The sequence below is a fragment of the Shewanella sp. 30m-14 genome, from assembly GCF_052977125.1.
Genome location: NZ_JBRILW010000004.1, coordinates 111,784 through 138,333 on the forward strand (window position 1 = coordinate 111,784; position 26,550 = coordinate 138,333).

The following is a 26,550-nucleotide window of genomic DNA, read 5'->3' on the forward strand; positions in this document are numbered from 1 at the left end:
ATGACAGATACGCATCATCCACTTAATGATTTTATCGAATACCCTCAAACAGAGATGCTCGAGCGCGCGACACAAAACTATAAAGAGGTGCAGCGCCGCCACTCTATCCGTAAGTTTTCAGACCGCGCAGTGCCTAAGGAGATCATTGAAAAGTGCATTCTTGCGGCGGGCACCGCACCTAATGGGGCCAATCATCAGCCCTGGCACTTTGTGGCGATTAATAGCCCAGAAATTAAAGCGCAAATTCGTCACGAGGCCGAGGCGTTAGAGCAAGCCTTTTACGCTGGTCGTGCAGGTGAAGAGTGGCTCGATGCACTTAAGCCTCTAGGCACCAATGCCGACAAACCTTACCTTGAACATGCCCCCTGGTTGATTGCCATTTTTAGTCAAAAACGCTCAGAGGAAGAGGGCGAACAAAAGGCTAACTATTACGTACATGAGTCGGTGGGGATTGCCACAGGCTTTTTAATTCAGGCGCTACATCACGCAGGGCTCGGTACGTTAACTCACACGCCTAAACCTATGTCATTTTTAACTAAAGTCTGTGGCCGCGACAGCAGCAATGAGCGCCCCTATATGTTGATTATTGCCGGTTATCCAAGTGATGATGCGACCGTGCCAGAACATGCATTGCAGAAAAAGTCGCTAGAGGAGATCTGCACCATTTTATAATCGTAGTAGCCTATTATTATCCTAGTCGCTTAGCGCTGCGGTTAATGACAAAAGTGAGGCCGGATGGAAAAGCACAATATCTTTAATAAACTACCACAAGACTTAATTGAAGAGGCGTTTGAGCCGCTGGTGGAGCAAGGCGATGTGCTCATTGAACGCATCATTTCTAAGGCGCATATTACCCCTTTAGGTGAATGGTATGATCAACACCGCAGCGAGTGGGTGATGGTGATGCAGGGCGCGGCTAGGCTGGAATTTATTGATGGTGCAGTGGTTGAGCTAAGTGTGGGGGAATATCTTAATATTCCGGCCCATGTAAAACATCGTGTGGCGTGGACGAGTGAAGAGGTTGAGACTATCTGGTTAGCGGTTCACTATTAATTGCTACTGTGATAATTGCATTTGGCTAATTGTCACTGTGATTATCGCCCTTAGATATTAGCTACTGTGATAATCGCCACTCCGACCTATAGCGAATCGCTCAAAAATTGATTTTATATTAGCTAACGCCAAAGCTCGGCATTTTTGCTATAATCTTCGCCCAAAATATTTGTATTTCCCTTTTTTGAGTGATTTTTATGAGCAATGTTGGCATCTACAACCCTAGCGATAAGTCTGGTGACAAGCCTACTGGCGAGACGCATTCTCCATTAGAGATGCAAAATAATCGTCTAGAGCTGCTGGCTCCGGCTAAAAATGCCGACTATGGTATCGAAGCCATTCGCCATGGCGCGGACGCGGTTTACATCGGTGGTCCAGCGTTTGGTGCACGTGCCACTGCTGGCAATAGTGTCGAAGACATTGCGCGCTTATGTACCTTTGCTCATCAATATCACGCCCAAGTGTTTGTCGCTATCAATACTATTTTGATGGACGACGAACTCGATGCGGCGCAAAAACTCATTTGGGAAGTCTACGAAGCAGGTGCCGATGCACTTATCGTGCAGGACATGGGGATCTTACAGCTCGACTTGCCTCCTATTGCACTGCATGCCAGTACGCAAATGGATAACCGTAGCCCAGAAAAAGTGGCTTTTTTAGAGCAAGTTGGCTTCTCTCAAGTGGTACTTGCCCGTGAACTCGGTTTAAGCCAAATTCGCGATGTCGCTGCTAACACCAATATGCAAATTGAGTTCTTTATTCATGGTGCATTATGTGTGGCCTACAGCGGCCTTTGTAACTTGAGCCACTCGTTCAGCAACCGCAGTGCCAACCGCGGTGAATGCTCGCAAATGTGTCGCTTGCCGGGCGAGCTTAAAACCCGCCAAGGCGAAGTGCTAGCGCAAAACGAGCACTTGTTATCACTTAAAGATAATAACCAAACTGACAACCTTGAAGCCCTGATTGATGCGGGCGTGCGCTCATTTAAAATCGAAGGGCGTTTAAAAGATTTAAGCTACGTTAAAAACGTTACAGCACATTATCGTCAAGAGTTAGACAAGATCATGGCGCGTCGCAGTGAGTTTGTCGCATCATCTCACGGACGTTGTGAACATTCTTTTACGCCTGATCCTGAAAAAACCTTTAACCGTGGCCGCACCGATTATTTCGTTAATGAGCGCAGCCAGGGCGTAAGTGACTTCCGCTCGCCTAAATATATTGGTGAAGAAGTGGCGACGGTTAAGCGTATTGGCAATGACTATATTGAAGTGACCTCAAATGAGACATTCAATAACGGCGATGGCTTGTGTTTCTTTCCAAGTGATTACGCCGAAGCCAAACAGTCTGATGACAAGCTAAAGGGCCTGCGGGTTAACCGCGCCGAAGGGCTAACGCTGTTTGTGGCACGTATGCCAAAAGAGCTAAAAGTTGGCATGACGATTTATCGTAACCACAACCAAGCCTTTGAATCTGTACTGGCTAAAGAGTCATCTAAACGTATTATCGGCGTTGATCTGGTATTAGCGGATACGGCTGATGGCGTGTCGCTAACCATGACCGACGTTTATGGTCACAGTGCAATGCAGTCATTAGTTGTTGAAAAAACGGCGGCGACGGATATTGAAAAAACGCAGCAAGGTTTGCGTAAGCAACTAGCAAAGCTTGGTAGCACAGACTTTAAAGCGCATAACATCAGCATTGACACCGCACAGACCTGGTTTATTCCAACTTCACAGTTAAACGGGCTGCGTCGTGACACTGTTGCAGCATTGGAACTGGCACGAGTGAATGATTATGTGCGTCCTAAGGCGTGGAAATATAATCAAGATGCGGTCTATCCGGTTAAACACTTAAGCTATTTGGGCAATGTGGCCAACGAGCAAGCAAAAGCGTTTTACCAGCGTCATGGCGTGATTGAAATTCAAGACACCTACGAGAAAAACGGCATCTCTGAGGATGTCCCATTAATGGTGACTAAACACTGCCTACGCTTTAACTTTAACTTGTGCCCGAAAGAGGTACCAGGGATTAAAGCCGACCCTATGGTGTTAGAAATCGGTAAAGATGTACTCAAGCTAGTGTTTGACTGCCCGAAATGTGAAATGATGGTGGTAGGCGAAAATAGACAAGTACGCTCAACGAATTAGGTTCGTCGACAAGTTGGCGAATCGAACACTCACACACTATTAAGGAAAATAGCAATGGGATTATTAGATTCGCTAATGGGTAATGCTTCAGAGGTTAACCTTGAGGAGTTAACCCAAGAATTAAGCCCTATTATGGCCGACGATGAGTCGTTAACCTTGGCTTATAAGGTTATTCGCGACATGTTCGTGTTTACCAATAAACGGCTTATTTTAATTGATAAGCAAGGCGTGACGGGTAAGAAGGTGAGTTATCACTCGGTGCCATATAAGTCGATAACCCATTTTGAAGTGGAAACTGCCGGCACGTTTGATATGGACGCCGAGTTAAAAATTTGGATCTCAGGCCAAAAAGATCCCTTGGTTAAAGAGCTAAAGCGTGGCACCGATGTAGTAGGGATTCAAAAGACCATCGCTAATCTGTCTCTGTAAGTTTGTCGGCATGCGTCTCGACAAGCTGTTTCGTGTGTGTAATGCCTTTAATTCCGGCGTTTTGTAGTAAAAGCGCAGGCGGGTAAGGCATTCAATCAGCTTAATAGCAGCTAGCCTTTGAGCCATTGTCGATGTTGAGATGAGCTTCCTGATATTGATTGCTTTTTGACAAGACTCTCCCCAACAATTTGTGCTTTCGAGTACAGGGCTACTTTGCCCTTGTATAAGTGAAATGTTAGCCTGTTCGCAAGATTAATTGATACAAAAGGATTTGCATGTGGTCGGTTACTTTTAGAAGTGATAGGAGGCGAACTGCGTCTTATAAAACTGAAAAAGGGGCATTAAAAGCGATATGGAAATGGCTTAAAGTGAACGATGGCCATGCTGTATTTCTTGCTCCAGGGTCTGAGCCGAAGATTTTTAATGATTGTGATGAGCTACCTTTTAGTGAGCCAATTGAGCAAGATTTTTATAGTTCAGGTAAGTGGCATACGCTGAGGCATGAAGCCTTAATGAAGTACGGTAGCCGTTGCTCATGTTGCGGTATTACGCCAGACCAAGGCGCAATAATGCACGTAGACCACATTAAGCCTCGCTCTCAATATCCTGAACTGGCTTTGGATATTGAGAATCTGCAGATCCTTTGCGCAGCATGTAATAAAGGCAAGTCGAATCTTTCTGAGAAGAAATGGCGTTAAGCTCTTTTGGTTTACGAAGCAGACTTTATCGCTTTAGCCAGTGCCAGTAGGCCATTGGTACGCGAGGGGCTTAGCTGGCCATGTAGCCCAAGTTGAGTAAAGTAGCTGTCAGGGGCGAACGCGCTGATTTCGCTGCTGGTTTTACCGTTGCAGGCTATCAGTAGCAGTGCGATTAAGCCCTTGACGATGCGAGCATCGCTGTCTGCAACAAAATAGTGTTTACCATCAATTTCACTATGATATAGCCAAGCATTGCTCTCACAGCCGCGAACCTGAGCGCTTTCGACACGAAAACTGTCATCGAGTTTAGGCAGACTTTTTCCCAGCAGCATTATCTGACGATAACGCTCTTGCCAGTTACCGGCTTGTTCAAATAGCTTTAGTGTCGTTTGAGCATCACTTTCAAGTGTTAATGCTAAAAACTCTGCTTGGGTGGGCTTTGCTTGCTGACTCATACTCGACCTAATTTGAATGATTAATATAACAATAAATAAAACTGTGTTTGGTTTTGTTTTCCGTCTTAGATTTTGCCTAGAACCTAGAACCTAGAACCTAGAACCTTCTTATTCGCAGAATCTAGAGCGCTCGTATACTCGCTGCGAGGACGCTTCGCGGCTAGAGCGGACTTCGTCCTGCTATATAGTCAAAAGATGGCATTGTGTTTTTTATGTAGGTTGGGCTTTAGCCCATCAAAGATGACGGCATAAATGCCGACCTACAATAGTGCCTTCGATTGCAGCGCTTTTCCGGCTTAACTCGACTGTTACCGTCTTAGCCTTTTCTTGCACCTAGAACCTAAAACCTAAAACCTAGAACCTTCTTATTCGCAGAATCTAGAGCGCTCGTATACTCGCTGCGAGTACGCTTCGCGGCTAGAGCGGACTTCGTCCTGCTATACAGTCAACAGACGGTTCAGCTTTTGTCTTTCCATCTGTTGCTTAAATCTTTACCGTCTTGGCCTTTCCTAGAACCTGCTTTTCCTAGGATCTAGAACCTTTTTTTAAATCAACAACTCTTTTACCGATTTCATGGCGTTGATAAAACTGTCGATATCAGCCTTATTAGTATAAACGCCAATGGAGGCACGGCAGCAGCCTTTTAAGCCTAAACTTTGCATCAAGGGCATCGCGCAGTGGTGGCCGCAGCGCACCGCGATGCCTTGTTGGTCGAGTAAAATGCCCACATCCTGATGGTGCTCGTCGCTAAGATTAAATGCTACCGCGCCGATATTATCGCTGTGAGCGCCATAAAGTACCACATCACCAAGCGCGGTTAACTCATCTTGCAGGTAGTTTAACAGTGCTTGCTCGGCGGCGTGTACTTGCTCTTTTGGTAGTGCTTGAATAAAGTCGATGGCGGCGCCTAAACCTATCACTTCAGCGATTGGTGGCGTGCCGGCCTCTAATCGATTAGGTAACTGACTAAACTCGGTCAGCTCAAAGCTGACGGTTTTTATCATCTCACCACCTGTCATTAATGGGCTTAAGCTATCTAAAGCATCAAAGCGACCATATAAGACACCTATGCCGGTAGGGCCATACATCTTGTGACCCGAAAATACATAAAAATCACAACCGATACTTTGTACATCGACCCGAAGATGGGCGATAGCCTGCGCGCCATCGACCAGGGTGAGGGCGCCCGCGTGTTTGGCTTTGGCTACTAACTCGTTAACCGGATTGCGTGTACCTAAGGCATTAGATACATGGCTCAGCGCCACGATGGCGGGCTTTTCTTTCAACAAAGCCTCGAAAGCATCAATGTCTAGCCGGCAATCTGCCGTCAGTGGAATCGGCTTGATAATCGCGCCTGTGCGCTTGGCGAGCTCTTGCCAGGGCACGATGTTGGCGTGATGGGCGGCGCTATCAATTAGAATCACGCTGCCAGCTTTGATTTGGCTGGTTAAGCCATTAGCGACGATATTGATCGATTCAGTGGCACCGTGAGTAAAGATAATCTCTTCACGTTGCTTGGCATGAATAAACTGCTTTAGCTTATCGCGCACCGCTTCATATTGGCTGGTGGCTCGGGCCGACAGTTGGTGGGCTGCGCGGTGCACGTTGGCATTATCATGCTGATAATAGTGGTTCATAGCATCAATCACTTGCTGCGGTTTCTGGCTGGTGGCGGCCGTGTCTAAATAACACAGTGGGTAGCCATCATTAGACTGAGCAAGAGTTGGGAATTGTGACCGCAGCGTTGAGAGATCCATTAATCCGATCCGAGGTTATCGATAAAATAAAAAGGCGCTCAGATCTTGTAAGATCTAAGCGCCTAAAGCAAGGTTAGACTGCTAAAAGAGCCTGTTTTTATGGGCAAGGTAGGCGATAAATCAACGCCAGCTCATCTAAGCGTTGCATCAACTCTGGTGAAATAGTGCAGTTTATACTGTCGATATTCTGTTTTAACTGCTCAAGATTGGTAGCACCAATAATATTTGAAGCAACAAATTTTCTTGAATTAACAAAGGCTAGCGCCATTTGTGCTGGGTTCATATTAAATTCACGCGCCAGTTCAACATAGGCTTTAGTGGCCTCAAGTGCTAGCTCTGTACCGTTGTAACGTGCAAAACGCTTAAATAGCGTCATTCTCGCACCCTCTGGCCATTGGTTATCAAGGTACTTGCCCGATAGTGCGCCAAAAGCCAGCGGTGAATAAGCCAGTAGCGGTACTTCTTCGCGGTGGCTAATTTCAGCCATCCCCACTTCATAGCTGCGATTGAGCAGATTATAGGGGTTTTGCACCGAGACTATTTTAGGTAAGTCATGCTTCTCGGCTAAGCGCAGATACTCCATAAAGCCCCAAGGCGTTTCATTAGAGATCCCTATGTAGCGAATTTTGCCTGCATTGATGAGATCCGATAGTGCCTCTAAGGTATCGATAATCGGTGTAAGTTGCTCGTGCTCATCTTGCTGGTTATAGCTCAGCTCACCGAAAAAGTTCGTGTTTCTGTCTGGCCAGTGGATTTGGTATAAATCAATGGTATCGATTTGCAGACGCTCTAGAGAGGCGTCAACGGCGGCATGAATATTACGCCAATCGAGCGCCATATCTGGGCGAATATAATCACTCTTACCACCCGGTGCGGCCACCTTAGTCGCAATCACTAAGTTCTCTCGATTACCTCTTTGTTTAAGGTATTGACCTAAAATGCGTTCAGTTTCACCTTGAGTTTCAGCCTCGGGCGGTACTGGGTACATTTCAGCGGTGTCGATAAAGTTAATGCCTTTACCAATAGCATAATCGAGTTGTTCGAATGCTTGTGCCTGGGTGTTTTGTGCACCCCAAGTCATGGTACCTAAACAGATTTGACTAACATGTAAACTTGAATGCGAAAGACGTCTATATTCCATAAAAACTCTCTTATACCCGAAGGCTACTTTAACTTGAGGCTAGCAAGCTTTAGCGATAAAAACCATGAGCTTATCGTCAGTTTAATGTTTCTTTTATATAAAACGATTCGTCTACTGACAGCGAACGCAGCATGGCTATCTCACAGGCGTCATGGCCAGTATTACCCATTGGCCTATCGAGATGCTTAAAGCCTAGCGACTCATAGAGCTTAATCGCTTCAATAAGATTAGCAGTGGTTTCTAGATAACAGGAGGTATAACCTTGCTCACTAGCAAAACGGATGGCCTGCAAGGCTAGGCGCTTAGCAAACCCTTTGCCGCGCAGCTCGGTGGAGAAATACATCTTCTGTAGTTCACAGGTGTCAGCGTGTCCTGCCAATGGGGCGATGCCTGCACCGCCTAGGATCTTGCCCTCTAACTCTATGACCCAGTAATGGGCGTTTTGAGCCTGATAAACCTCACTCAAGCTATCTAGGGTCTTATCGGCTACGCCATAGCCTTTATCTGCTGTTAGGCCATATTCGGCGGAGACTTGGCGGATCACCTGGGCGATCTGCTCATTGTCCTGGGCTGTAATGCTTCTAATGCAATAGCCTTGCTGCGACTTAGATTGCATCACAGCTTTGTTATAACGTCTAAGTGATAGCTCTAGCTCGGCAATATGTTCAGCGGGGAGCTGGGCCATAATTTCACTAAACTGTAGGTTTTGCTGCTCATTTAACAGGGCCAGCTGCTTTTTGCCTTTGGGGCTAATTTGCACCACTAAACTGCGGTTGTCTCTTGGGTTAGATTGTGACTTGGCAAAGCCTTTATCGACCAGATGGCTGACGGCTCGACTCGCGTTGGATTTGTCGATATTGAGAATATCGGCCAATTGCTTAATAGAGTAGGTGTTCTCGCCTAACTCAATTAGCGTATGAGCTTGAACTGGGGAGAGAGGCTGATTACCGCAGGCAGCATTTAACATGCCTAGTTGACGGATAAGCTGCCTAGAGAGACGGCGTAATTGAGAAGCGACACAAGGGCTATTATCTTGAGCTTGATTCATCGAACAGTTCTTGTTTAGTTGCGATTAACACCTAACTTACGAGGACTACTTTTCAAAATCAAGTGTCTTAAGATAAAAATAATAAAGCGATGACTAATTAATGTACAGATGCGGGTGTAGCATAGGTGCCATGGCAAGAATGATCGCCTGGGTATAGTTCCCCTGACGCGTTGCATGACCTTCAGTGAGCAAGGCTATCGCGCCACCTTTCTGTTTAATATTGACCGTATTGAACATGTCATCCATCACATGGCCTAGCTCTTGGCCTTGGGTTAACGCTTGATAAACCTGCATGGGTAAGGGCAGTTGTGCGCCGCGCCCCACGCTCACCTGTGCTTTATGTGCAATTGCGATATAGGCAAATGTCGCAGGACCATGATCAAACAAGTCAACGCCGCCTTCCATCGCAATATAGTAATCGGCTTGATAATTGTCCTGGCAATATTTGGCTCGATTGATTGCGCCTAGTTTTGTTTCTGCTTCACTCATCGGTTGGTCAGCCACTAATGACGGCGCATGCACTCCTTGACACTCGATATGGCAATCGGGAAAAAGGCGGGTTAAGGCGCTTTGAGCCGCACCCACTTTAACGGGATTCTTTGAGCCCACGATGATGGTTATTGTGTCTTTCATTTTGGTTATCTTTTCTCGAGTAGGGAACTCTTTTGTCCCACCAGTTTATTGTAATTTATCTTTATCTTCACCATTAAATAATTGGCCTGAAAAAGGATTAATTGTATGGATTTAACGCTGGTTAACTAATGTTCAATATAAATTAACAAAATTTATCATTAGATTACCTAATAAGAGGGTGAATTTTGCCTTTTAAAGCTGTGACACGCTTCAAAAACCGACATTGAGTTGATGGTCAGTGTCGGTAAATTGGTATTTTTGCGATCTATGTCCGTTCAGAAGTTTTCAAGATTAGAGGCTGTACATGAGTATTTCATGATTTACGTAAACTTAATGTTAGTTTAAGGTTCGATTCGGTTGCGTTTGTGATGAACAAATGAAAACTTATTACATCAAATAAGCGATCTAGCTCTCAATTTGATTACGATTTGAAAATCAATTACAGAATGTGAACCCAGATCAATATTTAGCGGATGCATTAGGATACTCTTAACCGCGAAATTACTCCTGAGATCAAAATTAAACGGTGCCTGTCAGCACCTTTAAGGTAACAAGAATGCAAAAAGACGCGATCTGTACACAAGAAGTGGTACAAAATGATACGGCAACGACTAAGTCAATGCCTTGGACACGTCAAGATACGACTTGGATGTTGAGTTTGTTCGGTACTGCTGTCGGTGCCGGAATTTTATTCCTACCAATTAACGCAGGTATGGGCGGTTTTTGGCCACTAATGATGATGGTTGCTATCATCGGTCCAATGACTTACCTCGCTCACCGTGGTTTGTCGCGTTTTGTTTGCTCATCAAGCAAGCCAGGCAGTGACATCACCCACGTAGTGGAAGAGCACTTTGGTGTGGGTGCGGGCAAGGCAATTACTTTGCTTTATTTCTTTGCTATCTACCCAATCGTTTTAATCTACGGTGTGGGTATTACCAACACTGTTGATAGCTTTATTGTAAACCAGCTAGGCATGGCATCGCCACCACGCTTCATTTTATCAGGAGTATTAATTCTTGGCATGATGTCAGTGATGGTAGCGGGTGAAAAAATGATGCTTAAAGTGACTCAGCTATTGGTATACCCATTAGTTGCGATTTTAGCATTCATGTCTGTATATCTGATCCCTGATTGGAAAACAGATGCGCTACAAGTTGTGCCAGACACTGTAGACTTCTTAGGTACGGTTTGGTTGACTATCCCAGTACTAATTTTTGCCTTTAACCATTCGCCAGCGATCTCACAGTTCTCTGTGTCATTGAAGCGTGAACATGGTAAAAATGCAGCACGCAAAGCAGACGTGATCTTACGTAACACTACATTTATGTTGGTTGGTTTCGTGATGATGTTTGTAATTTCATGCGTATTAGCACTATCGCCAGCGCAACTTGCTGAAGCGAAATCGATGAACTTGCCAATTCTTTCTTACTTGGCAAACGTGCATGAAAGTGGCTTTGTAAGCTACTTCGGTCCATTCATTGCTTTCGTTGCGATTATCTCTTCATTCTTCGGTCACTACATGGGTGCGACTGAAGGCATGAAAGGGTTAATCACTAAGCAACTACGTTCGAGTGGAAAAGAAGTTTCTGATTCTAAACTGAACAAGTTTATTTTAGGTTTCATGTTCTTCACTATCTGGGGCGTGGCCATTATCAACCCAAGCATTTTGGGTATGATTGAAGCGCTAGGTGGTCCAATCATCGCTGCGATTCTTTACCTAATGCCAATGTATGCGATTCACAAAGTGCCAGCTCTAGCTGCATACCGTGGTCGTTTCAGCAACATCTTTGTTGTGGTTGCAGGTCTACTTGCTATGACTGCGATTCTGTTTGGTATGATGTAAAAAGATAACGCTAAAAGCTGGGTTGTTTCTTTATGCGATAGCATTTTGAGATAGCCTGGCTTTTTAATGTTTAAGCACTTGCTTAGGCGTTATCCATTAAGTTTTATGATTCCATTTGTTTGACTAAGCCAGGAGTTCTCCCGGTTTTTCCTCTTTTTCCCGAGGTGTTTTTATGTTTAGCGCATTTGATATTTTTAAGATAGGTGTGGGTCCATCGAGCTCTCATACTGTCGGGCCGATGAAGGCCGCCAAAGAGTTTATCGATGATGTTCGTCAAACGGGTCAGTTTGAACAAGTGACACGTTTGAGCGTAGAGATTTTTGGTTCTTTGTCGTTAACCGGTAAAGGGCACCATACCGATATCGCAATTATTGTGGGTCTAGGTGGTAACTCACCGCACGATGTAGATATTGACGGGATCCCAAGCTTTATTGCTGACGTCGAAAAAACGCACAAACTGCCAATGGGCATCGAAAAGCAGTTAGTCGACTTTGGTCACGATGCGGTTATCTTCCATAGCCACGCATTACCATTGCATGAAAACGGCATGATGTTGCACGCATACAGTGGCGACGACGTAGTATTAAGCAAGACATACTATTCAGTTGGTGGTGGCTTTATTGTTGAAGAATCACAATTTGGCAAAGAAGTTGAAAACCCAGTTGAAGTGCCATACCCGTTTAACTTTGCCGATGAGCTACTAGCGACCTGTAAAGAGACTGGCCTAAGCATCAGCACTATCATGTTCAAGAATGAATTGTGTTTCAACAGTGAAGAAGCGATTTACGATGGCTTTGGTGCAGTATGGGCAACCATGCATCAAGCAATTGAAAAAGGCTGTCAAACTGAAGGCGTACTAGCCGGTCCGCTACGAGTGGCTCGTCGCGCTCCAGCACTTTACCGCCAGTTACAAACGGGTGAACGTCTATCTAGCGACCCAATGGAAATCGTTGATTGGATCAACGTATTTGCAATGGCAGTGAGTGAAGAAAACGCTGCCGGTGGCCGCGTAGTGACTTCACCAACTAACGGCGCAGCGGGTATTATCCCAGCTGTTCTTGCTTACTATGACAAGTTCATTAAGCCTGTTGGCAAGCAAGAGTACACTCGCTTCTTCCTAGCTGCGGCTGCAGTAGGTTCGCTATATAAGCGTAACGCTTCAATCTCTGGCGCTGAAGTTGGCTGTCAGGGTGAAGTTGGCGTGGCATGTTCTATGGCTGCAGCGGGTCTTGCTGAAATAATGGGGGCTAACCCTGAGCAAGTCTGTATGGCTGCTGAAATTGGCATGGAGCATAACTTAGGTCTAACTTGTGACCCAGTTGCTGGCCAAGTTCAAGTACCATGTATTGAGCGTAATGCGATTGCTGCTGTTAAAGCCATTAACTCATCACGTATGGCAATGCGCCGTAACTGCGCACCAAAGGTGAGCTTGGATAAAGTTATCGCGACTATGTATGAGACGGGCAAAGATATGCACGTTAAGTACCGTGAAACGAGCCAGGGCGGTTTAGCAATCAAAGTAACCAGCATCTGCGGTTAATTTTTGAAGTGAGCTAGGCGTTTACATGTAGTATCGCTGTCAAAAAAGCAAAAAGGCCATCAAATGATGGCCTTTTTCATATGTATTTTTCTAGATAAAAGCTTACTTCTCTTCGTACATCAAGTAGTAGCTTTGCTCCATACCTAAGGCGCTATAGGTGCGCTGAGCATTGGTATTTTCTTTTTCAACATAGAGTCTAAAACTGGCCGCGCCATCGTTTTCTGCAGCGATATCTTTAACGGCTTGATAGAGTTTGCCATAGATCCCCTGGCGGCGATTTTCAGGGCGAATATACACACTCTGGATCCAGTAATAGTCTTTAGCGCGCCAATCACTCCATTCAAATGTCACCATGAGTGAGCCTGCAATTTCACCGTCAACTTCAGCAACAAGGTAGAAACCTTTTTCGGTTGATGTCAGCAGGGTATTGACTCCTTTTGTCAGGGTTGTTGCATCTAAGACTAAGTTTTCTGTTTCCTCTGCCATTGCTTGATTAAAGTTAACCAGTGCTTGCAGATCTGCCATCTGACCTTTACGAATTATCATCTATCGGGTTCCTTTTTTCGCTCACTTTAACATGAAGTTTAAGCCTCTCAGATATTTTTTTAACTATTCTTATTCGACTAAAGTCTAACCATGGTTATTCGACTAAAGTCGAACTCTGCTAGACTTTTTCTATGGCCCTCATCTAAGTGGAGTCGCGATGAAAAAGGAACAAGAGATTAAACATGTGTGGCATTTTGTACTGACGTTACTCACTCTAGGGCTTTGGGGTATCGTTTGGTGGTGGCTGATTTTACGTGCCGAAGGTAAAGCGATATTTTCAGGTTTCGATGATGCTTATTGGAGCTATCTTATTGAGCGAGATCAGCCTCCCGCAGCACTTCATCAAATGCATTTCTCTAAAAATGTGAAAACCTCAAAATTTGATGCATAAAATTATGAATTCCTCAGTGCGTTAGCGGTTATTGTTGTAGCTAATCCATGGAATTTATCGGCGTGATACAGATCATCTCTCACTTCTAAAGCTTATGCTAAACTGCCGCGTTATTTTGAACTAGTCATGTGCTGGTAGTCCTCCCTTTAAATGTTTCAAGGTTTAAATATGTCAAGTCAACAACCTTCACTGGTGAAAAAAGTGTGGTCGAGCTGGATGTCTGTGCCGCTATGGTTACAGATAATGATAGGTATGCTGTTAGGTATTTTAACGGGTATCGGCTTAGGTGAGCAGGCGACCTACTTGAAACCAATTGGAACGCTATTTGTAAATACAATCAAGATGTTGATTGTGCCATTAGTGTTCTGTTCTTTAATTGTCGGCGTGACCTCAATGCAAGATACTGCAAAGATGGGCCGCATTGGTTTCAAGTCGTTCGCTTTCTACTTAGGCACAACCTCTATTGCAATCACAGTAGGCTTAGCCGTTGGTCACTTTATGCAGCCCGGTGTTGGCTTAGATATGGTGGCTCACGAAACAACGGAAGTGGTTAAGCAAGCGCCATCAATCATGCAAACCTTGATTGATATCGTACCGACTAACCCGATTGCAGCGCTAGCAAATGGGCAAATTCTACAAGTGATTGTGTTTGCCGTCGCGCTAGGCGTTGCTTTGGTGTTGATTGGTGAGCATGGCAAACCTGCCATCAAGGTGTTTGAGAGCCTAGCCGAGGCTATGTATAAGCTGACTGATATGGTGATGAAGTTAGCACCATACGGTGTATTTGGTTTGATGGCTTGGGTAGCTGGTGAATATGGCGTTGATATGTTGATGCCGTTAATCAAGGTGATTATTGCCGTTTACATTGGCTGCTTCTTGCATGTTGTGGGCTTCTACAGTTTTGTTTTAGTGGTGTTTGCTAAGCTCAATCCTATTCAATTTTTTAAAGGTATTAGCAATGCACTTGCGGTGGCATTCACAACATCAAGCTCTGCGGGCACCTTACCTGCGAGTATGAAGTGTGCTAGCGAATACCTAGGTGTTAACAAGAAAATCTCAAGCTTTGTATTGCCACTTGGCACCACGATTAACATGGACGGCACAGCGCTTTATCAAGGCGTAACGGCACTGTTTGTTGCACAAGCTTTTGGTATCGATTTAACCTGGGTTGATTATCTCACTATTATTTTAACGGCAACGTTAGCCTCAATCGGCACCGCAGGTGTGCCAGGTGCGGGCCTTGTAATGCTAACGTTAGTATTGACCACCGTTGGTTTACCACTTGAAGGTGTCGCCCTAATTGCCGGTATCGACCGTATCTTGGATATGGCACGTACCGTAGTGAACGTGTCTGGCGATCTAGTGGCAACGACCGTGATTGCAAAATCAGAAGGTGAAATTGATGTTGAACATTACAACGCCAATGCTGAAGACAGCGCTGAAATGGCAGAAAAGCTAAAGTCTTAAGTAGCCTTTGCCAAGATGAGTTTTAACGTATAAAAAAACCGCCAACAGGCGGTTTTTTTGTGTCTGGAACACTTATGACGATTTACCAAGGACGGTAAAAAATCGTCTTTATGTCATAAATGTCTTATCTCACTGCTAACAAACTGGCTCCCATGAAACATGCCATGAAACGTCTTGCGAACAAAAGCTCGCCCAGCAATGATTTAAAATGAGTCTTACTTTTTACTGAGTACCATAACTGTATTGTCATCAGCATCTTTTAACACTAACTTACCTTTTGCCATTTCAGCTTGAGTGACTTTAGGCATCGCTTGCATTACACGTTGCTCTTGCGCCATCAAAGCATCGACACAGGCTTTCATTGTGCTACCAGCGGGTTGTAATTGCAGTGATTGACCAGATAGTACATAACCACCGAAAAAGTTATTACAACTGTTGTTACCGGTTAGATTACCTTCGGCATCAAAAATCAGTTCTGCAGGGCTATAATCGATGACAGGCTGACCTTGTGCTGACTCAATGTGCCATGTACCTTCAATGGCTAAATCCTCTACTTGAGTTTGAGGCGTTGATTGACAAGCTGCTAAACCCAATAGCAAACTTGCTACGATTAAGGATTGTTTTATCATGTTCTTGATCCAAAGTGGTTAATATCAATATCTTGTGAATATATTAGTCTAAAATCGATAATAAAAGGCGGTTGGCAGTGCAAAAAAGTGTAATTAAAACCCTAAAAATATTCCATTGGATAGGGTTAAGCATGCTGTTGTGTGCACTTGGTATCTATTTTATGTCCAATATGTCACAACAAGTTGAAGGCATGGTTATTATTGCGAGTTTGTCAGGGTTAGGAATGGTGATGATGTCGCCGTTTCCTATCGCACTATTTTTAGAGTGGGCACAAAAGCAAAATCAACAATAGCGGTTTAACTTTGAACCTAGAACCTAGAACCTAGAACCTAGAGCGCTCGAAACTCGCTGCGAGGACGCTTCGCGGCTAGAGCGGACTTCGTCCTGCTATACAATCAAAAGAGGGCATTGTGTTTTTTATGTAGGTTGGGCTTTAGCCCATCACAGATGACGGCATAAATGCCGACCTACAAAAATGCTTTAAAGAGCCAGGAGCCAAGAACACTCGTAAAGTCGCGGCTAGAGCGGACTTTGTTCTGCTATATCCTCAACAGACGGCATTGTGTTTGTTAATGTAGGTTGGGTTTTAGCCCATCACTGATGACGGCATAAATGCCGACCTACACAAGCGTCTATGTGGTCTTTCCGGCTCTTTTTTGTCTTTGCCTTTCAGCTTTTACCGTCTTAGCATTTTCTAGGACCTAGAACCTAGAACCTAGGATCTTCTATTAACCCTGCTTCTCCTTGCATCCAGGGCCTTCTATTAACCCCGATTTCTTTCAAGATCTGCAGTCGCTTGCTCCTGCATCGGAATTAACGTTAATTGAGTGTCTGGGGTAAAAAAGCATTTGCCTGTGACAAGATTAATTTCTGGTGCTTCCTTGCTGAGTCGTTTGCGCAAACGGGCGATTAAACTGTCTAAGTTAGACTCGTTATCAACAAAGGCGAGAATAATAAATTGCTGGTTTTGAATTCGCGCCGATATATCAGCTTCACGCATGCTTTCTGAAATAACCCTAGCCATAATTCGAATACGTTGTGTCTCGGTGTATTTCTGATGTTGGGAAGAGGGGACATCTTCTAGAATAATAATCCCGGCATGAGAGCCAAAGCGGCGACTCAAGCTTAACTGCCTAGGAGCCATTAAATTGAAGCCGTAAGGATTAAGCATACAGGTAAATTCGTCCTGAACCGACATTCTCTGCAGCTGCTCCATCATATACATCTGCTTCAATTCACCTTGAATAAGTGCTTTTACCGTTTCGCAGACCGCTGCAGAGGTCGCACTGATTTTATCACTGGCGGGGTTACAGATCACAAGGCAACCAAATAGTCTGCCATCAGGCCAAGTGAGCTTGATAGCGAGTAATGTGTTAAAAACAGCAAAGCTGCCACCGAGCTTAGCGGGTTCAAATGGCACTAACCCGTAGCTGACTGTTTCGCAAATGGCATCAATAAGCCCTTCTCTTTGGAGCATATCGCCAGCGGCAAAGGCGTTACCTGTCTGCTGGGGACTGCTACATGTTATTTGGCCTCTATCACCATTAGACTGAAGAATAACAGTGGCTTCAGATTGATAAAGGTCGTTAATTAAGTCTACTTGTTGTTGCCATCTCGGCAAGCTAATAGCAGGATGATCCTGTTCCCTAATCCAAATGTTATGATTGATTTTTTGCGCTAACATGAGTGAGCTCGCTTATTGTTATGGAGGCCTAGACAGGCTTTTATCAAGCTTATATCGCCAAATAACTATACGGGCTTTGCTGGGTTATTTGAATGTTAAATATGTAAAAACCTGATCTGTATCTGGCTAAGTAACGCTCACCTGGTCACTTTGGTTAAGGATTTACAGTTTTATGCACTTCCTTAAAAAATAACGATAGTTTGAAGCCTAACGACCCTCACGATTATTCAGTTATAATTGCTAGTTAATTAGTGTTTTTACTCCAACAGAACCAAGATTGAGTGTAGAAGACAGAGATGAATATAAGACGTGCAAAAACCGCCGATATCGCAACCTTAGTTGCACTGGAGCAAGAACACTTACAAGATGAGCTTGTTGCCGATAAGCGCGACAATTCACTTGAGGGGCAATCGTTCACGCAGGCCGATTTAACGACATTGGTGGATCAGCATTGGGTGGTTGTGGCTGAAGTTGAAGGTGCTATAGTCGGTTATGTTATTGCGGGGCGATGGTCTTTCTTCAAGCAATGGCCTATCTATCGTAACTTGCTAAATCGTTTACCTCGTCTTGATTATGAGCGCGCAAAACTCACCGAGAAGAACTGCTGTCAATATGGGCCAATATGGATTGATAGTCGTCATCGCGGCCAGGGCATATTTGAAGCACTTGTGAGCTATATTAAAAAACTGGTCGCTAATGAACTGCCTTATATGTTGACCTTTATCGCAGAAGACAACGCAGGCTCGTTTGCCGCACATACTCGTAAAGGCGGTATGCAAGTTGTCGATTATATTAGTTATGATGGCCGTGATTATTACTTGCTTGTATTGCCAACCAGCGAAAGCTTTTTTTAAGGATTTTTATGTTATCTGAATCAGTAGCAGCCATTTTCTCTCCGTATCTAACATTAAACTTATCTGGGTTTGATAACCTTAAGTTGGTGGTTGCGGTATTAACGGCCCAAGGCCAAGAGTGTCATGCGCTAGAAGCAGAATTAACCTTTGAAGGTAAAACACAAACTGCGTACTTAGTGCGTTGGCACAAGCATTTTATCTATTGTGGTCGGACTAACTCTTACGGCAATGTGATTGATGAAGTCGCGAGTTTAGATGACATTAATCCAGAGTCGATACAGGTTCTACAACCGCCAGTCTTGTCGATGCAACAAGTTGAGTTTATGTGCATGGAAAACGCACATTTTGATCATTGTTGATAGAGAGTGTCAGCCTCTTGTTCACACTCTATAAAGCGGGGCAACGGCTTCCTCTGTTTACGCTCTTTTTATAAATAGTTTCCAATCCATTTCGATAATCGCCATAGATAACAGCTGTTTTTTATGGCGATTGGAGTTTGCTCAACGGAATGGTTATTCGGCATAGAAGAGTCGCCAACTTTCTTTTGTACAGTTTCAGACATTGTAGCGGCTAACATGCTGAGTCTCAGTTATGTTTGAACAAGAGTGACACCTGAGGTAGAAAAAGGTATTTTTACGCCCCTGTACGCGGTTTAGTATCAATGCTGGCATCATAGAGTGGCTAGTCTAAGATCATAGAAGCAGCGCTGGTTTATCTTTAAATTTTTTCGAAGCTTCATGCTTCGGCTGGAAAACAACATATGAGTAGTACATCGACACATAAACCTCGGCCTATGGTTGACCTGTTAGTGAGTATCGTCATCCCCGCTTTTATTCTAATGAAGCTAAGTGGTGATGATCAGCTCGGGGCGAGTGGTGGATTAATGTTGGCGTTAAGCTTTCCGCTAGGGTGGGGCATATTTGAGCGAATAAAGTATAAAAAATTTAATTTTATTGCTCTGCTTGGCTTAGCCAATGTGATGTTAACCGGCGGCATTGGTTTACTGGAGCTTGACCTTAAATGGTTGGCAATTAAAGAAGCCGCGATTCCAGCCGCTATCGGCATTGCAGTGCTTATTTCGACTTTTACTTCTAAGCCACTAATTAAAGTCCTGGTCTTTAATCCAGCGGTGATGGACGTAGATAAGATCATGAAGCGCTTACAACAGAACAATTGTATGGCGGCGTTTGAAAAGCGACTCATGACAGCCACCTATTTTGTTGCCGGCTCGTTTGCGTTCTCGGCCACCATGAATTACATATTGGCCAAATGGATAGTCACCAGCCCTACTGGGACCCCTGAGTTCAATGAACAGCTGGGGCAATTGAGCTTATACAGTTACCCAATGATTGCCGTGCCATCGATGTTGATGATGATGGGCACCTTTTATTATTTATGGCGCACGATTCGAGATTTAACAGGGCTTAAGCTGGAAGAGGTTTTGGCAAACCAATAATGGTTGTGTCAGGTTGCGGCTGACTTTACGCTTTATAGCTTGAAGCAATCAAACTTAGTTTGATAAATCTATCAGGCTGCGCCTGACTTCTAAGTTAGACTTCATCTAACAATTAACGTCGCGGCGCTTCGACCGCAGCAGAGTAGAGCAATCAAGCTTCGCTTGATAAAGGTCGTGAGCTTCCAGCTCACACTCGGGCAAAAGGGGGACAACAGCTTCCCCCTCTTGCATCACCCGAGCCGCCCCTACGAAGTTGTTGATCCTCATGCTTATGGATAAATCGCTAACGCTTCCGATGGGGCATCCTGCCCCGCGAAAGCTACGCCGACATCCATGTCGGCATCACGCGATTTATTCCAACGCACTTCGGCAACTCCGATGGGGAATTGGCGTTTTCTGTGAGCTTGAAGATTCATTTGGTTTCTTCAAGAAATGGCTATTCAGCGTAGAAGCTAGTAGAGAATACTCATATTTCTTTTATTTGAAAATCATGCTGCAGATTCACGCAAAATACGTAATTGCTTCATGCGAATAATGACAACAGTTTTTGATACGTTAAATCGTTTCATTAATGACACTGAAATAGAGTTCATAGCAGATACATTGCAACTTTGTCCGTCAACAAATAGTAAACCAAACCCACGATCTACAATTCCTCGCTTTTCAGTTTCTGCTAGAAAAGCTTTAATAAATGCTCGCCTTGGCAATAGAAGACATGCTGCAAATTGGTTAGCTTGCCACTCCATCCGCATGACATCCTTTAATATAATATCGGTACGATCCACACTGACAAGGTGGGAGTCTAAGCAGTTTTCACCAACCATAAACTCAGAGTGTTTGAGGAATAGGTGCCCTAGTTCATGGGCGACTGTAAATCTAGTCCTTGATTCAGTTTCACATTGCTTGTTGTCAATATTTATAACACCATCTTCAAAGTTTACACATCCTAGGACACCAAGCTCTAAGCTTACACCCAACTTAACTTTCACAGTATGCTGTTCGAAAGCATATCGTTGTAGATCTTCTACGGATACTGGTCCGGAAAAATACTTAATACCTTTTAGTACATCTGCGCACAGATCCTCTATGACTTCAACTTCAAGGTATTTTACGAGTGAGTGTTTTTTTGGGGGAATGGTTTTAATGCGAGTATCAATATTTTGATGCTCTTTAGGTTCATTTTGCAAAATGAGGTTAGATATTAATTGATGAGTTGAAGTTGTATAAGTCCCGCTCGAGTAGCAGTAGAAATCGAAGCCTTTGCTTTTATATTCTTGTTCAAGTAAGCCTTCTGATACAGTTAATCGCTCTGTAACGCTTTCGCTTCTGCCCTTTATGAGAGATGGTGAACGATTTAATATCCATTCACGTTTATCTGGATTGAAGTACCGCAACAAGCCTATACCTTTAGACCTCGCAAATTTGAAAGCTCCGTCTTGGTATGAGTTAGTTGAGGCTATGATGCCTTTAATATTTGCTCCTGAAATCTGTTGGGCTTTGGCATAAAACTCTTCTACATCATCAACAGGCACTCGGTGATTGTAATTCTTGCATTCAATCAACACTAATACGGAGTATTCTTTCTGCCCAGGCTGGTAGATTTCAATAGACACGTCGAAGGTAATGTTTTTTTCTCGATCTTTAGAGTAATAACCTTTTTTAGTGAATATTTTGCAGCACTCTTTACGCGCCCAAAATCGATCATTTTCAATATCATCGGAGAAGATATCGAAGATAGTTTTTTCTAGCTTATCGCCTTTATCAACAGTGTTCATCTATGTACCATTTGAGCTTAAAGTTTAATATAGCTAAGTACCTTTTACGTATGGTAGAGGTAAAAGGGTGACGGTATTATTGATTGCAACTCGAATAATAACAATGTGTTAAACATGGTGGTGGGCAATAATGACAAATTTTTTTTGAGCGGATTGCTGTAGATCCCTTCTTGGCCGTGTGTGAGCTGGAAGCTCACGACTTTGGTCAGGCGCAGCCTGATGCCTTAAAAATCTGGTGTGGGCGAAGCGCCACGATGTTTATCAAGCGTAGCTTGATTGCGTCAAAGGCCGTAAGGCCTCATCCCCACTAGTCTGTGGGAACAATACCCATTAAAACAAGTTCCTTATCAGAACTCTGATATTTGAGAAACAACTGCTGAATATCATTCGGCGCTGATGACACAGCGCAAAACCCATGTTGAGAATAAAACCCCTGCAAATGCGCTAAGGCAAAAATATAGGTCTTGTCGTTATTGATAACGGATGCAAGTTCATCCATCAATTGATGACCCACACCTTGGCCGCGAAAATCTGGATGCACCAACATGCCGGTTAAAATGGCTAACTGACCAATAGGCCGAATACGCGCACTAGCTACTATTTTTGATGACGCTATGTCGGTGCCGTTAGTCGAAGTGCAGTCCTCTTGAGTCAACACGCAGACTGACTCCTTCTGCAACAGGCGTGCATAAGGCATGTGCTGGCGATAGAACTTCTTTACCTCGATACGCTCATCAGGCGCTAACCAAGTTAATTGCACTGTGCTGTTTATCCTTACCGACTAAAAGAAAATTATGATGCTAAGCCTAATTCATACTACTTGCGATAGCTCTTGTAGAGCAAACACCAGAGGTTAGGTCATATTGCTTTTCTAACCTAGTGTAGATGCGACTGAGGCCTTTGATGGCATGGATGCCATCGCAGAGCTTACAGGGACGTACTTGCTGCGAGTCTCAGTAGTATCTGCGCATACGCCGACCGCAGGTCATTGGAACCACTGCAGTTGGAAGTTAACTGTAATACGCTATTTATGGCGTCTTGCGTAATTGTGTCACGTTGATGCAAAACCTAATACAGCAAATTACAGACTCAACGACGATTTACTGTTTTGAAAAAGTCATCCATGGTAAATCGTCATAAATGTTCCAGACACAAAAAAACCGCCAAGTGGCGGTTTTTCATAGGCGTTGAACCAGCAACGCCGATTTAATCGGTAACGATTAAAGACCTGCGTCAGCGCGTAGTGCGTCAACTTTGTCAGTCGCTTCCCATGGGAACTCGTTACGACCAAAGTGACCATATGCTGCAGTCGCTTGGTAGATTGGGCGAGCTAGGTTTAACATCTCTGTTAGACCGTATGGGCGTAGGTCGAAGTGACGACGTACTAGGTCAATCAATAGCTCTTCGCCAACTTTAGCAGTGCCAAATGTTTCGATGCTGATTGACGTTGGCTCTGCAACACCAATAGCGTAAGACACTTGAAGCTCACAACGGTCTGCAAGACCTGCTGCAACGATGTTCTTAGCAACGTAACGTGCTGCGTATGCTGCACTACGGTCAACTTTTGATGGGTCTTTACCAGAGAAAGCACCACCACCGTGACGAGCCATACCGCCGTATGTGTCAACGATGATCTTACGACCCGTTAGACCACAATCACCTACTGGACCACCGATAACGAAACGGCCAGTTGGGTTGATGAAGTATTTAGTGTCTTTAGATAACCACTTAGCCGGTAATACTGGCTTGATGATGGTTTCCATTACACCTTCAATGAGGTCTGCTTGAGTCACATCTTCGCTGTGCTGCGTAGATAGAACAACTGCATCGATACCAGCAATGCTGCCATCTGAGTTATAAGCAAAAGTAACCTGACTTTTCGCATCAGGACGTAACCATGGAAGTGTCTTGTCTTTACGTACTTCAGACTGACGCTTAACTAGCTTGTGCGAATAAGTAATAGGCGCAGGCATGAGTACGTCGGTTTCGTTGTTGGCATAGCCAAACATTAAACCTTGGTCACCAGCACCTTGCTCTTTAGGGTCAGCACGGTCAACACCTTGGTTGATGTCTGGAGACTGCTTACCAATTACGTTTAGGATAGCGCAAGAGTCGGCATCAAAACCCATATCTGAGTGAGTGTAGCCAATGTCACGTACAGTCTTACGGGTGATCTCTTCGATATCAACCCAAGCTGAAGTGGTAACTTCGCCGCCAACCATAACCATGCCAGTTTTGACATAAGTTTCGCATGCTACACGAGCTTTTGGATCTTGCGCCAAAATTGCGTCTAGTACCGCATCAGAAATCTGATCGGCGATTTTATCTGGATGACCTTCTGAGACCGACTCAGAGGTAAACAAGTGCTTTGCCATGATGGAAAATCTCGTCTTTAAACAATTTGAATGTGTAGAAGTATCTACATCTAGACGGCTATTCTAGTGTAAAACAGAGTTGATGACACCCCTTTCACTAAATTTTGTGCAGTCACGCGCGCATTTTATTTGCTAGATACATATTTAATAGGGTTTTTGATTTACATTAGATCTATGTAAGTAAAGGTGATTTTTACTGTTTTATGCGCAGCGTTCTGATTTAGGAATGATCAATAATTTGCCCATTTTTGCCAAAAATTCACCGCTGAAATAGAAAAAAGCTATTATTTGATGGCATTAATTTGCTCAAGCTTCATTCATCTCACTTAAAAGTGCCAATATTTTTCATTCTGGGTGAATTAAATTTGCGTCCTACTGGCGAGTAGGCGAAAATATGGCTCCAAAATTTGCTGTAGGGAAGGGAAAAGCAAATACAAATTTGTGGCCCTTTTCTCAATCTAAGCCTCAATACCTCAAAACGAAGCAGGAGAGAGCATGTCATCTCGTAAAGAACTCGCAAACGCAATCCGCGCATTGACCATGGATGCTGTTCAAAAAGCCAATTCTGGTCACCCAGGTGCACCAATGGGGATGGCTGATATTGCTGAAGTGCTATGGAACGATTTCCTAAAGCACAACCCAAACAACCCAGACTGGGTTGATCGTGACCGCTTTATCCTTTCTAACGGCCACGGCTCTATGCTTATTTACTCTTTGCTGCACCTTACAGGTTACGCATTACCTATCGAAGAGTTGAAAAACTTCCGTCAGCTTCACTCTAAAACACCGGGACACCCAGAATACGGTTACACTCCAGGTGTTGAAACAACCACTGGGCCGTTAGGTGCTGGTATCAGTAACGCTGTAGGTATGGCGATTGCTGAAAAGACACTGGCTGCACAGTTCAACCAGCCTGGTCACGACATCGTTGATCACTTCACATACTGCTTCCTAGGCGATGGCTGTTTGATGGAAGGTATCTCTCATGAAGCATGTTCACTAGCCGGCACCCTAGGTCTTGGCAAGCTAGTCGCGTTCTGGGATGACAACGGTATTTCTATCGATGGTCACGTAGAAGGCTGGTTCACTGACGATACGCCTAAGCGTTTTGAGTCTTACGGCTGGCACGTCATTGCTAACGTAGACGGACACGACAGCGACGCAATCCGCGCAGCTATCGAAGAAGCTAAGTCAGTTACTAACAAGCCAACAATGATTTGCTGCAAAACCACAATCGGTTTTGGTTCACCAAACAAGTCTGGCAGCCACGACTGTCACGGCGCACCACTAGGTGATGCTGAAATCGCAGCGGCTCGTGAATTCCTTGGCTGGAACCACGGTGCATTTGAAATCCCAGAAAACGTTTACGCGGGTTGGGATGCTAAAGAAGCGGGTCAAGCTAACGAAGCTAACTGGAACGATAAGTTCGCAGCATATGAAGCAGCATTCCCAGAATTGGCGGCTGAATACAAGCGTCGTGTTATTTCTGGCGACCTACCTGCTGACTTTGAAGAGAAAGCACAAGCTTTCGTTCAAGAGTGTCAAGATAAAGCAGAAGGCATTGCTAGCCGTAAAGCATCACAAAATGCTATCGGTGCATTTGGTGCTATCCTACCTGAAATGCTAGGTGGCTCTGCAGATCTAGCCGGTTCTAACCTAACGCTTTGGTCTGGCTCTAAAGGTATTCAAGACGATCCAGCCGGTAACTACATCTATTACGGTGTACGTGAATTCGGCATGAGCGGTATCATGAACGGTGCTTCTCTACACGGTGGTTTCATCAACTACGGCGCAACGTTCATGATGTTTATGGAATACGCACGTAACGCTGTACGTATGTCTGCATTGATGGGCATTCAGAACATCTTCGTTTATACCCATGACTCTATCGGTCAAGGTGAAGATGGTCCAACTCACCAGCCAGTTGAACAGCTTGCTAACCTACGTATGACACCAAACATGACGGTATGGCGTCCATGTGATGCGGCTGAAACTGCGGTTTCTTGGAAGAATGCAATCGAGCGCCGTAACGCGCCAACATCGCTAATCTTCAGCCGTCAAAACCTACCAGCTCAAGCACGTAGCGCTGAGCAGTTAGCAAACGTTGTTAAAGGTGGTTATGTACTAAGTGATTGCGCTGGTACGCCAGACCTAATCCTGATTGCTACAGGCTCTGAAGTTCAGCTAGCACTAGATTCTGCAAAAGTACTGACTGAGCAAGGCCAAAAGGTTCGCGTTGTGTCTATGCCGTCAACTAACGAGTTCGATAAGCAAGATGCGGCTTATAAAGAGTCTGTACTACCAGCCTCTGTGACTAAGCGTGTTGCGATTGAAGCGGCTCACGTTGATTTCTGGCACAAGTATGTTGGCTTTGGCGGCGCAGTTGTGGGCATGAGCACCTTCGGTGAGTCTGCTCCTGGTGGCGACTTGTTGAAGTACTTTGGCTTTACTGTTGAAAACGTTGTAGCAACCGTTAACGGACTATAATCAGCTAACGTGTCAGAGCTAATGATGCAATGGGCGGTTAACCTAGGCGCGAGTCGAAAGATTAATCAGTGTATTGCATCAATAATTTGCTCTATGATACAGAATAATTGTTTACGTATTTTTTACTTTAAGCATTTATGA

Annotated in this window: 25 protein-coding genes; 14 read left to right on the plus strand and 11 right to left on the minus strand. The window is 44.5% G+C overall.

What is annotated here, in order from left to right:
* The 5 genes from ACVBIU_RS04500 (at position 1) to ACVBIU_RS04520 (ending at position 4,327) form a co-directional block, all read left to right on the plus strand.
* Positions 1 to 672 (plus strand): nitroreductase family protein, encoded by a 672-nt coding sequence (locus ACVBIU_RS04500; protein ID WP_447163186.1) that lies wholly within the window; start codon positions 1 to 3, stop codon positions 670 to 672.
* A gap of 63 nt (positions 673 to 735) precedes the next feature.
* A complete protein-coding gene (locus tag ACVBIU_RS04505) occupies positions 736 to 1,053 on the plus strand; it encodes a cupin domain-containing protein (protein WP_447162178.1) in 318 nt (105 codons plus the stop codon).
* A 275-nt stretch (positions 1,054 to 1,328) separates the two neighbouring features.
* Positions 1,329 to 3,200: a peptidase U32 family protein gene (locus ACVBIU_RS04510; RefSeq protein WP_447162198.1), complete on the plus strand. Its 1,872-nt coding sequence runs from the start codon at positions 1,329 to 1,331 to the stop codon at positions 3,198 to 3,200.
* 54 nt (positions 3,201 to 3,254) lie between these two features.
* Positions 3,255 to 3,629 (plus strand): PH domain-containing protein, encoded by a 375-nt coding sequence (locus tag ACVBIU_RS04515; protein WP_220759134.1) that lies wholly within the window; start codon positions 3,255 to 3,257, stop codon positions 3,627 to 3,629.
* A 275-nt stretch (positions 3,630 to 3,904) separates the two neighbouring features.
* Positions 3,905 to 4,327 carry an HNH endonuclease gene (locus ACVBIU_RS04520; protein ID WP_447163187.1) on the plus strand — a complete coding sequence of 141 codons (423 nt, stop codon included), beginning with the start codon at positions 3,905 to 3,907 and terminating at the stop codon, positions 4,325 to 4,327.
* Between the two features lie 11 nt (positions 4,328 to 4,338).
* Here ACVBIU_RS04520 and ACVBIU_RS04525 read toward each other — a convergent pair whose 3' ends face one another.
* The 5 genes from ACVBIU_RS04525 to yjjX form a co-directional block, all read right to left on the minus strand.
* Positions 4,339 to 4,782 carry a SufE family protein gene (locus ACVBIU_RS04525; RefSeq protein WP_447163188.1) on the minus strand — a complete coding sequence of 148 codons (444 nt, stop codon included), beginning with the start codon at positions 4,780 to 4,782 and terminating at the stop codon, positions 4,339 to 4,341.
* Positions 4,783 to 5,327: 545 nt separating this feature from the next.
* On the minus strand, positions 5,328 to 6,539 hold the full coding sequence (locus ACVBIU_RS04530; protein WP_447163189.1) for an aminotransferase class V-fold PLP-dependent enzyme: 1,212 nt from the start codon (positions 6,537 to 6,539) through the stop codon (positions 5,328 to 5,330).
* 97 nt (positions 6,540 to 6,636) lie between these two features.
* Positions 6,637 to 7,680 (minus strand): NADP(H)-dependent aldo-keto reductase, encoded by a 1,044-nt coding sequence (locus ACVBIU_RS04535; protein WP_447162174.1) that lies wholly within the window; start codon positions 7,678 to 7,680, stop codon positions 6,637 to 6,639.
* A gap of 76 nt (positions 7,681 to 7,756) precedes the next feature.
* The gene (locus ACVBIU_RS04540; RefSeq protein ID WP_447163190.1) at positions 7,757 to 8,728 is read right to left on the minus strand and encodes a bifunctional helix-turn-helix transcriptional regulator/GNAT family N-acetyltransferase; all 972 of its coding nucleotides are present in this window, start codon (positions 8,726 to 8,728) and stop codon (positions 7,757 to 7,759) included.
* A gap of 93 nt (positions 8,729 to 8,821) precedes the next feature.
* Positions 8,822 to 9,361, minus strand: a complete 540-nt coding sequence (yjjX, locus tag ACVBIU_RS04545; protein ID WP_447162172.1) for an inosine/xanthosine triphosphatase — start codon at positions 9,359 to 9,361, stop codon at positions 8,822 to 8,824.
* A gap of 556 nt (positions 9,362 to 9,917) precedes the next feature.
* On the opposite strand from yjjX, the gene ACVBIU_RS04550 reads away from it, so the two are divergent.
* Together ACVBIU_RS04550 and ACVBIU_RS04555 are read left to right on the plus strand one after the other, a co-directional pair.
* On the plus strand, positions 9,918 to 11,204 hold the full coding sequence (locus ACVBIU_RS04550; protein WP_447162171.1) for an aromatic amino acid transport family protein: 1,287 nt from the start codon (positions 9,918 to 9,920) through the stop codon (positions 11,202 to 11,204).
* A gap of 172 nt (positions 11,205 to 11,376) precedes the next feature.
* Positions 11,377 to 12,744 carry an L-serine ammonia-lyase gene (locus tag ACVBIU_RS04555; RefSeq protein ID WP_447162170.1) on the plus strand — a complete coding sequence of 456 codons (1,368 nt, stop codon included), beginning with the start codon at positions 11,377 to 11,379 and terminating at the stop codon, positions 12,742 to 12,744.
* A 102-nt stretch (positions 12,745 to 12,846) separates the two neighbouring features.
* Here the strand turns inward: ACVBIU_RS04555 and ACVBIU_RS04560 are convergent, their stop codons facing one another.
* Entirely contained in the window at positions 12,847 to 13,290 is a 444-nt protein-coding gene (locus tag ACVBIU_RS04560) for an N-acetyltransferase family protein (RefSeq protein ID WP_447163191.1), read from the minus strand.
* A gap of 157 nt (positions 13,291 to 13,447) precedes the next feature.
* On the opposite strand from ACVBIU_RS04560, the gene ACVBIU_RS04565 reads away from it, so the two are divergent.
* Both ACVBIU_RS04565 and ACVBIU_RS04570 read left to right on the plus strand, forming a co-directional pair.
* Positions 13,448 to 13,681, plus strand: coding sequence for a hypothetical protein (locus ACVBIU_RS04565; protein ID WP_447162168.1), 234 nt, complete (start codon positions 13,448 to 13,450; stop codon positions 13,679 to 13,681).
* A 168-nt stretch (positions 13,682 to 13,849) separates the two neighbouring features.
* Positions 13,850 to 15,148 (plus strand): dicarboxylate/amino acid:cation symporter, encoded by a 1,299-nt coding sequence (locus ACVBIU_RS04570; protein ID WP_447162167.1) that lies wholly within the window; start codon positions 13,850 to 13,852, stop codon positions 15,146 to 15,148.
* 215 nt (positions 15,149 to 15,363) lie between these two features.
* Here ACVBIU_RS04570 and ACVBIU_RS04575 read toward each other — a convergent pair whose 3' ends face one another.
* Positions 15,364 to 15,777 carry an META domain-containing protein gene (locus tag ACVBIU_RS04575; protein WP_447162166.1) on the minus strand — a complete coding sequence of 138 codons (414 nt, stop codon included), beginning with the start codon at positions 15,775 to 15,777 and terminating at the stop codon, positions 15,364 to 15,366.
* A 77-nt stretch (positions 15,778 to 15,854) separates the two neighbouring features.
* Between ACVBIU_RS04575 and ACVBIU_RS04580 the strand changes: the two genes are divergently transcribed.
* Complete coding sequence (locus ACVBIU_RS04580) at positions 15,855 to 16,070, plus strand: hypothetical protein (RefSeq protein ID WP_447162165.1); 216 nt, start codon at positions 15,855 to 15,857, stop codon at positions 16,068 to 16,070.
* Positions 16,071 to 16,541: 471 nt separating this feature from the next.
* Here the strand turns inward: ACVBIU_RS04580 and ACVBIU_RS04585 are convergent, their stop codons facing one another.
* Entirely contained in the window at positions 16,542 to 17,462 is a 921-nt protein-coding gene (locus tag ACVBIU_RS04585; RefSeq protein ID WP_447162164.1) for a GGDEF domain-containing protein, read from the minus strand.
* A gap of 296 nt (positions 17,463 to 17,758) precedes the next feature.
* Here ACVBIU_RS04585 and ACVBIU_RS04590 point away from each other — a divergent pair, with 296 nt between their 5' ends.
* From ACVBIU_RS04590 to ACVBIU_RS04600, 3 genes are all read left to right on the plus strand, one after another.
* Positions 17,759 to 18,316, plus strand: coding sequence for an N-acetyltransferase family protein (locus ACVBIU_RS04590; protein WP_447162163.1), 558 nt, complete (start codon positions 17,759 to 17,761; stop codon positions 18,314 to 18,316).
* 8 nt (positions 18,317 to 18,324) lie between these two features.
* Positions 18,325 to 18,675, plus strand: coding sequence for a hypothetical protein (locus ACVBIU_RS04595; RefSeq protein ID WP_447163192.1), 351 nt, complete (start codon positions 18,325 to 18,327; stop codon positions 18,673 to 18,675).
* Positions 18,676 to 19,076: 401 nt separating this feature from the next.
* A complete protein-coding gene (locus tag ACVBIU_RS04600) occupies positions 19,077 to 19,772 on the plus strand; it encodes a VC0807 family protein (protein ID WP_447162161.1) in 696 nt (231 codons plus the stop codon).
* Between the two features lie 488 nt (positions 19,773 to 20,260).
* Here ACVBIU_RS04600 and ACVBIU_RS04605 read toward each other — a convergent pair whose 3' ends face one another.
* The 3 genes from ACVBIU_RS04605 to metK form a co-directional block, all read right to left on the minus strand.
* Entirely contained in the window at positions 20,261 to 21,547 is a 1,287-nt protein-coding gene (locus ACVBIU_RS04605) for an ImmA/IrrE family metallo-endopeptidase (RefSeq protein ID WP_447163193.1), read from the minus strand.
* Between the two features lie 307 nt (positions 21,548 to 21,854).
* Entirely contained in the window at positions 21,855 to 22,307 is a 453-nt protein-coding gene (locus ACVBIU_RS04610) for a GNAT family N-acetyltransferase (protein ID WP_447163194.1), read from the minus strand.
* Between the two features lie 460 nt (positions 22,308 to 22,767).
* A complete protein-coding gene (gene metK, locus ACVBIU_RS04615; RefSeq protein ID WP_447162158.1) occupies positions 22,768 to 23,922 on the minus strand; it encodes a methionine adenosyltransferase in 1,155 nt (384 codons plus the stop codon).
* Between the two features lie 495 nt (positions 23,923 to 24,417).
* Between metK and tkt the strand changes: the two genes are divergently transcribed.
* Positions 24,418 to 26,409, plus strand: a complete 1,992-nt coding sequence (tkt, locus tag ACVBIU_RS04620; protein WP_447163195.1) for a transketolase — start codon at positions 24,418 to 24,420, stop codon at positions 26,407 to 26,409.
* The last annotated feature ends 141 nt before the right edge of the window (positions 26,410 to 26,550 follow it).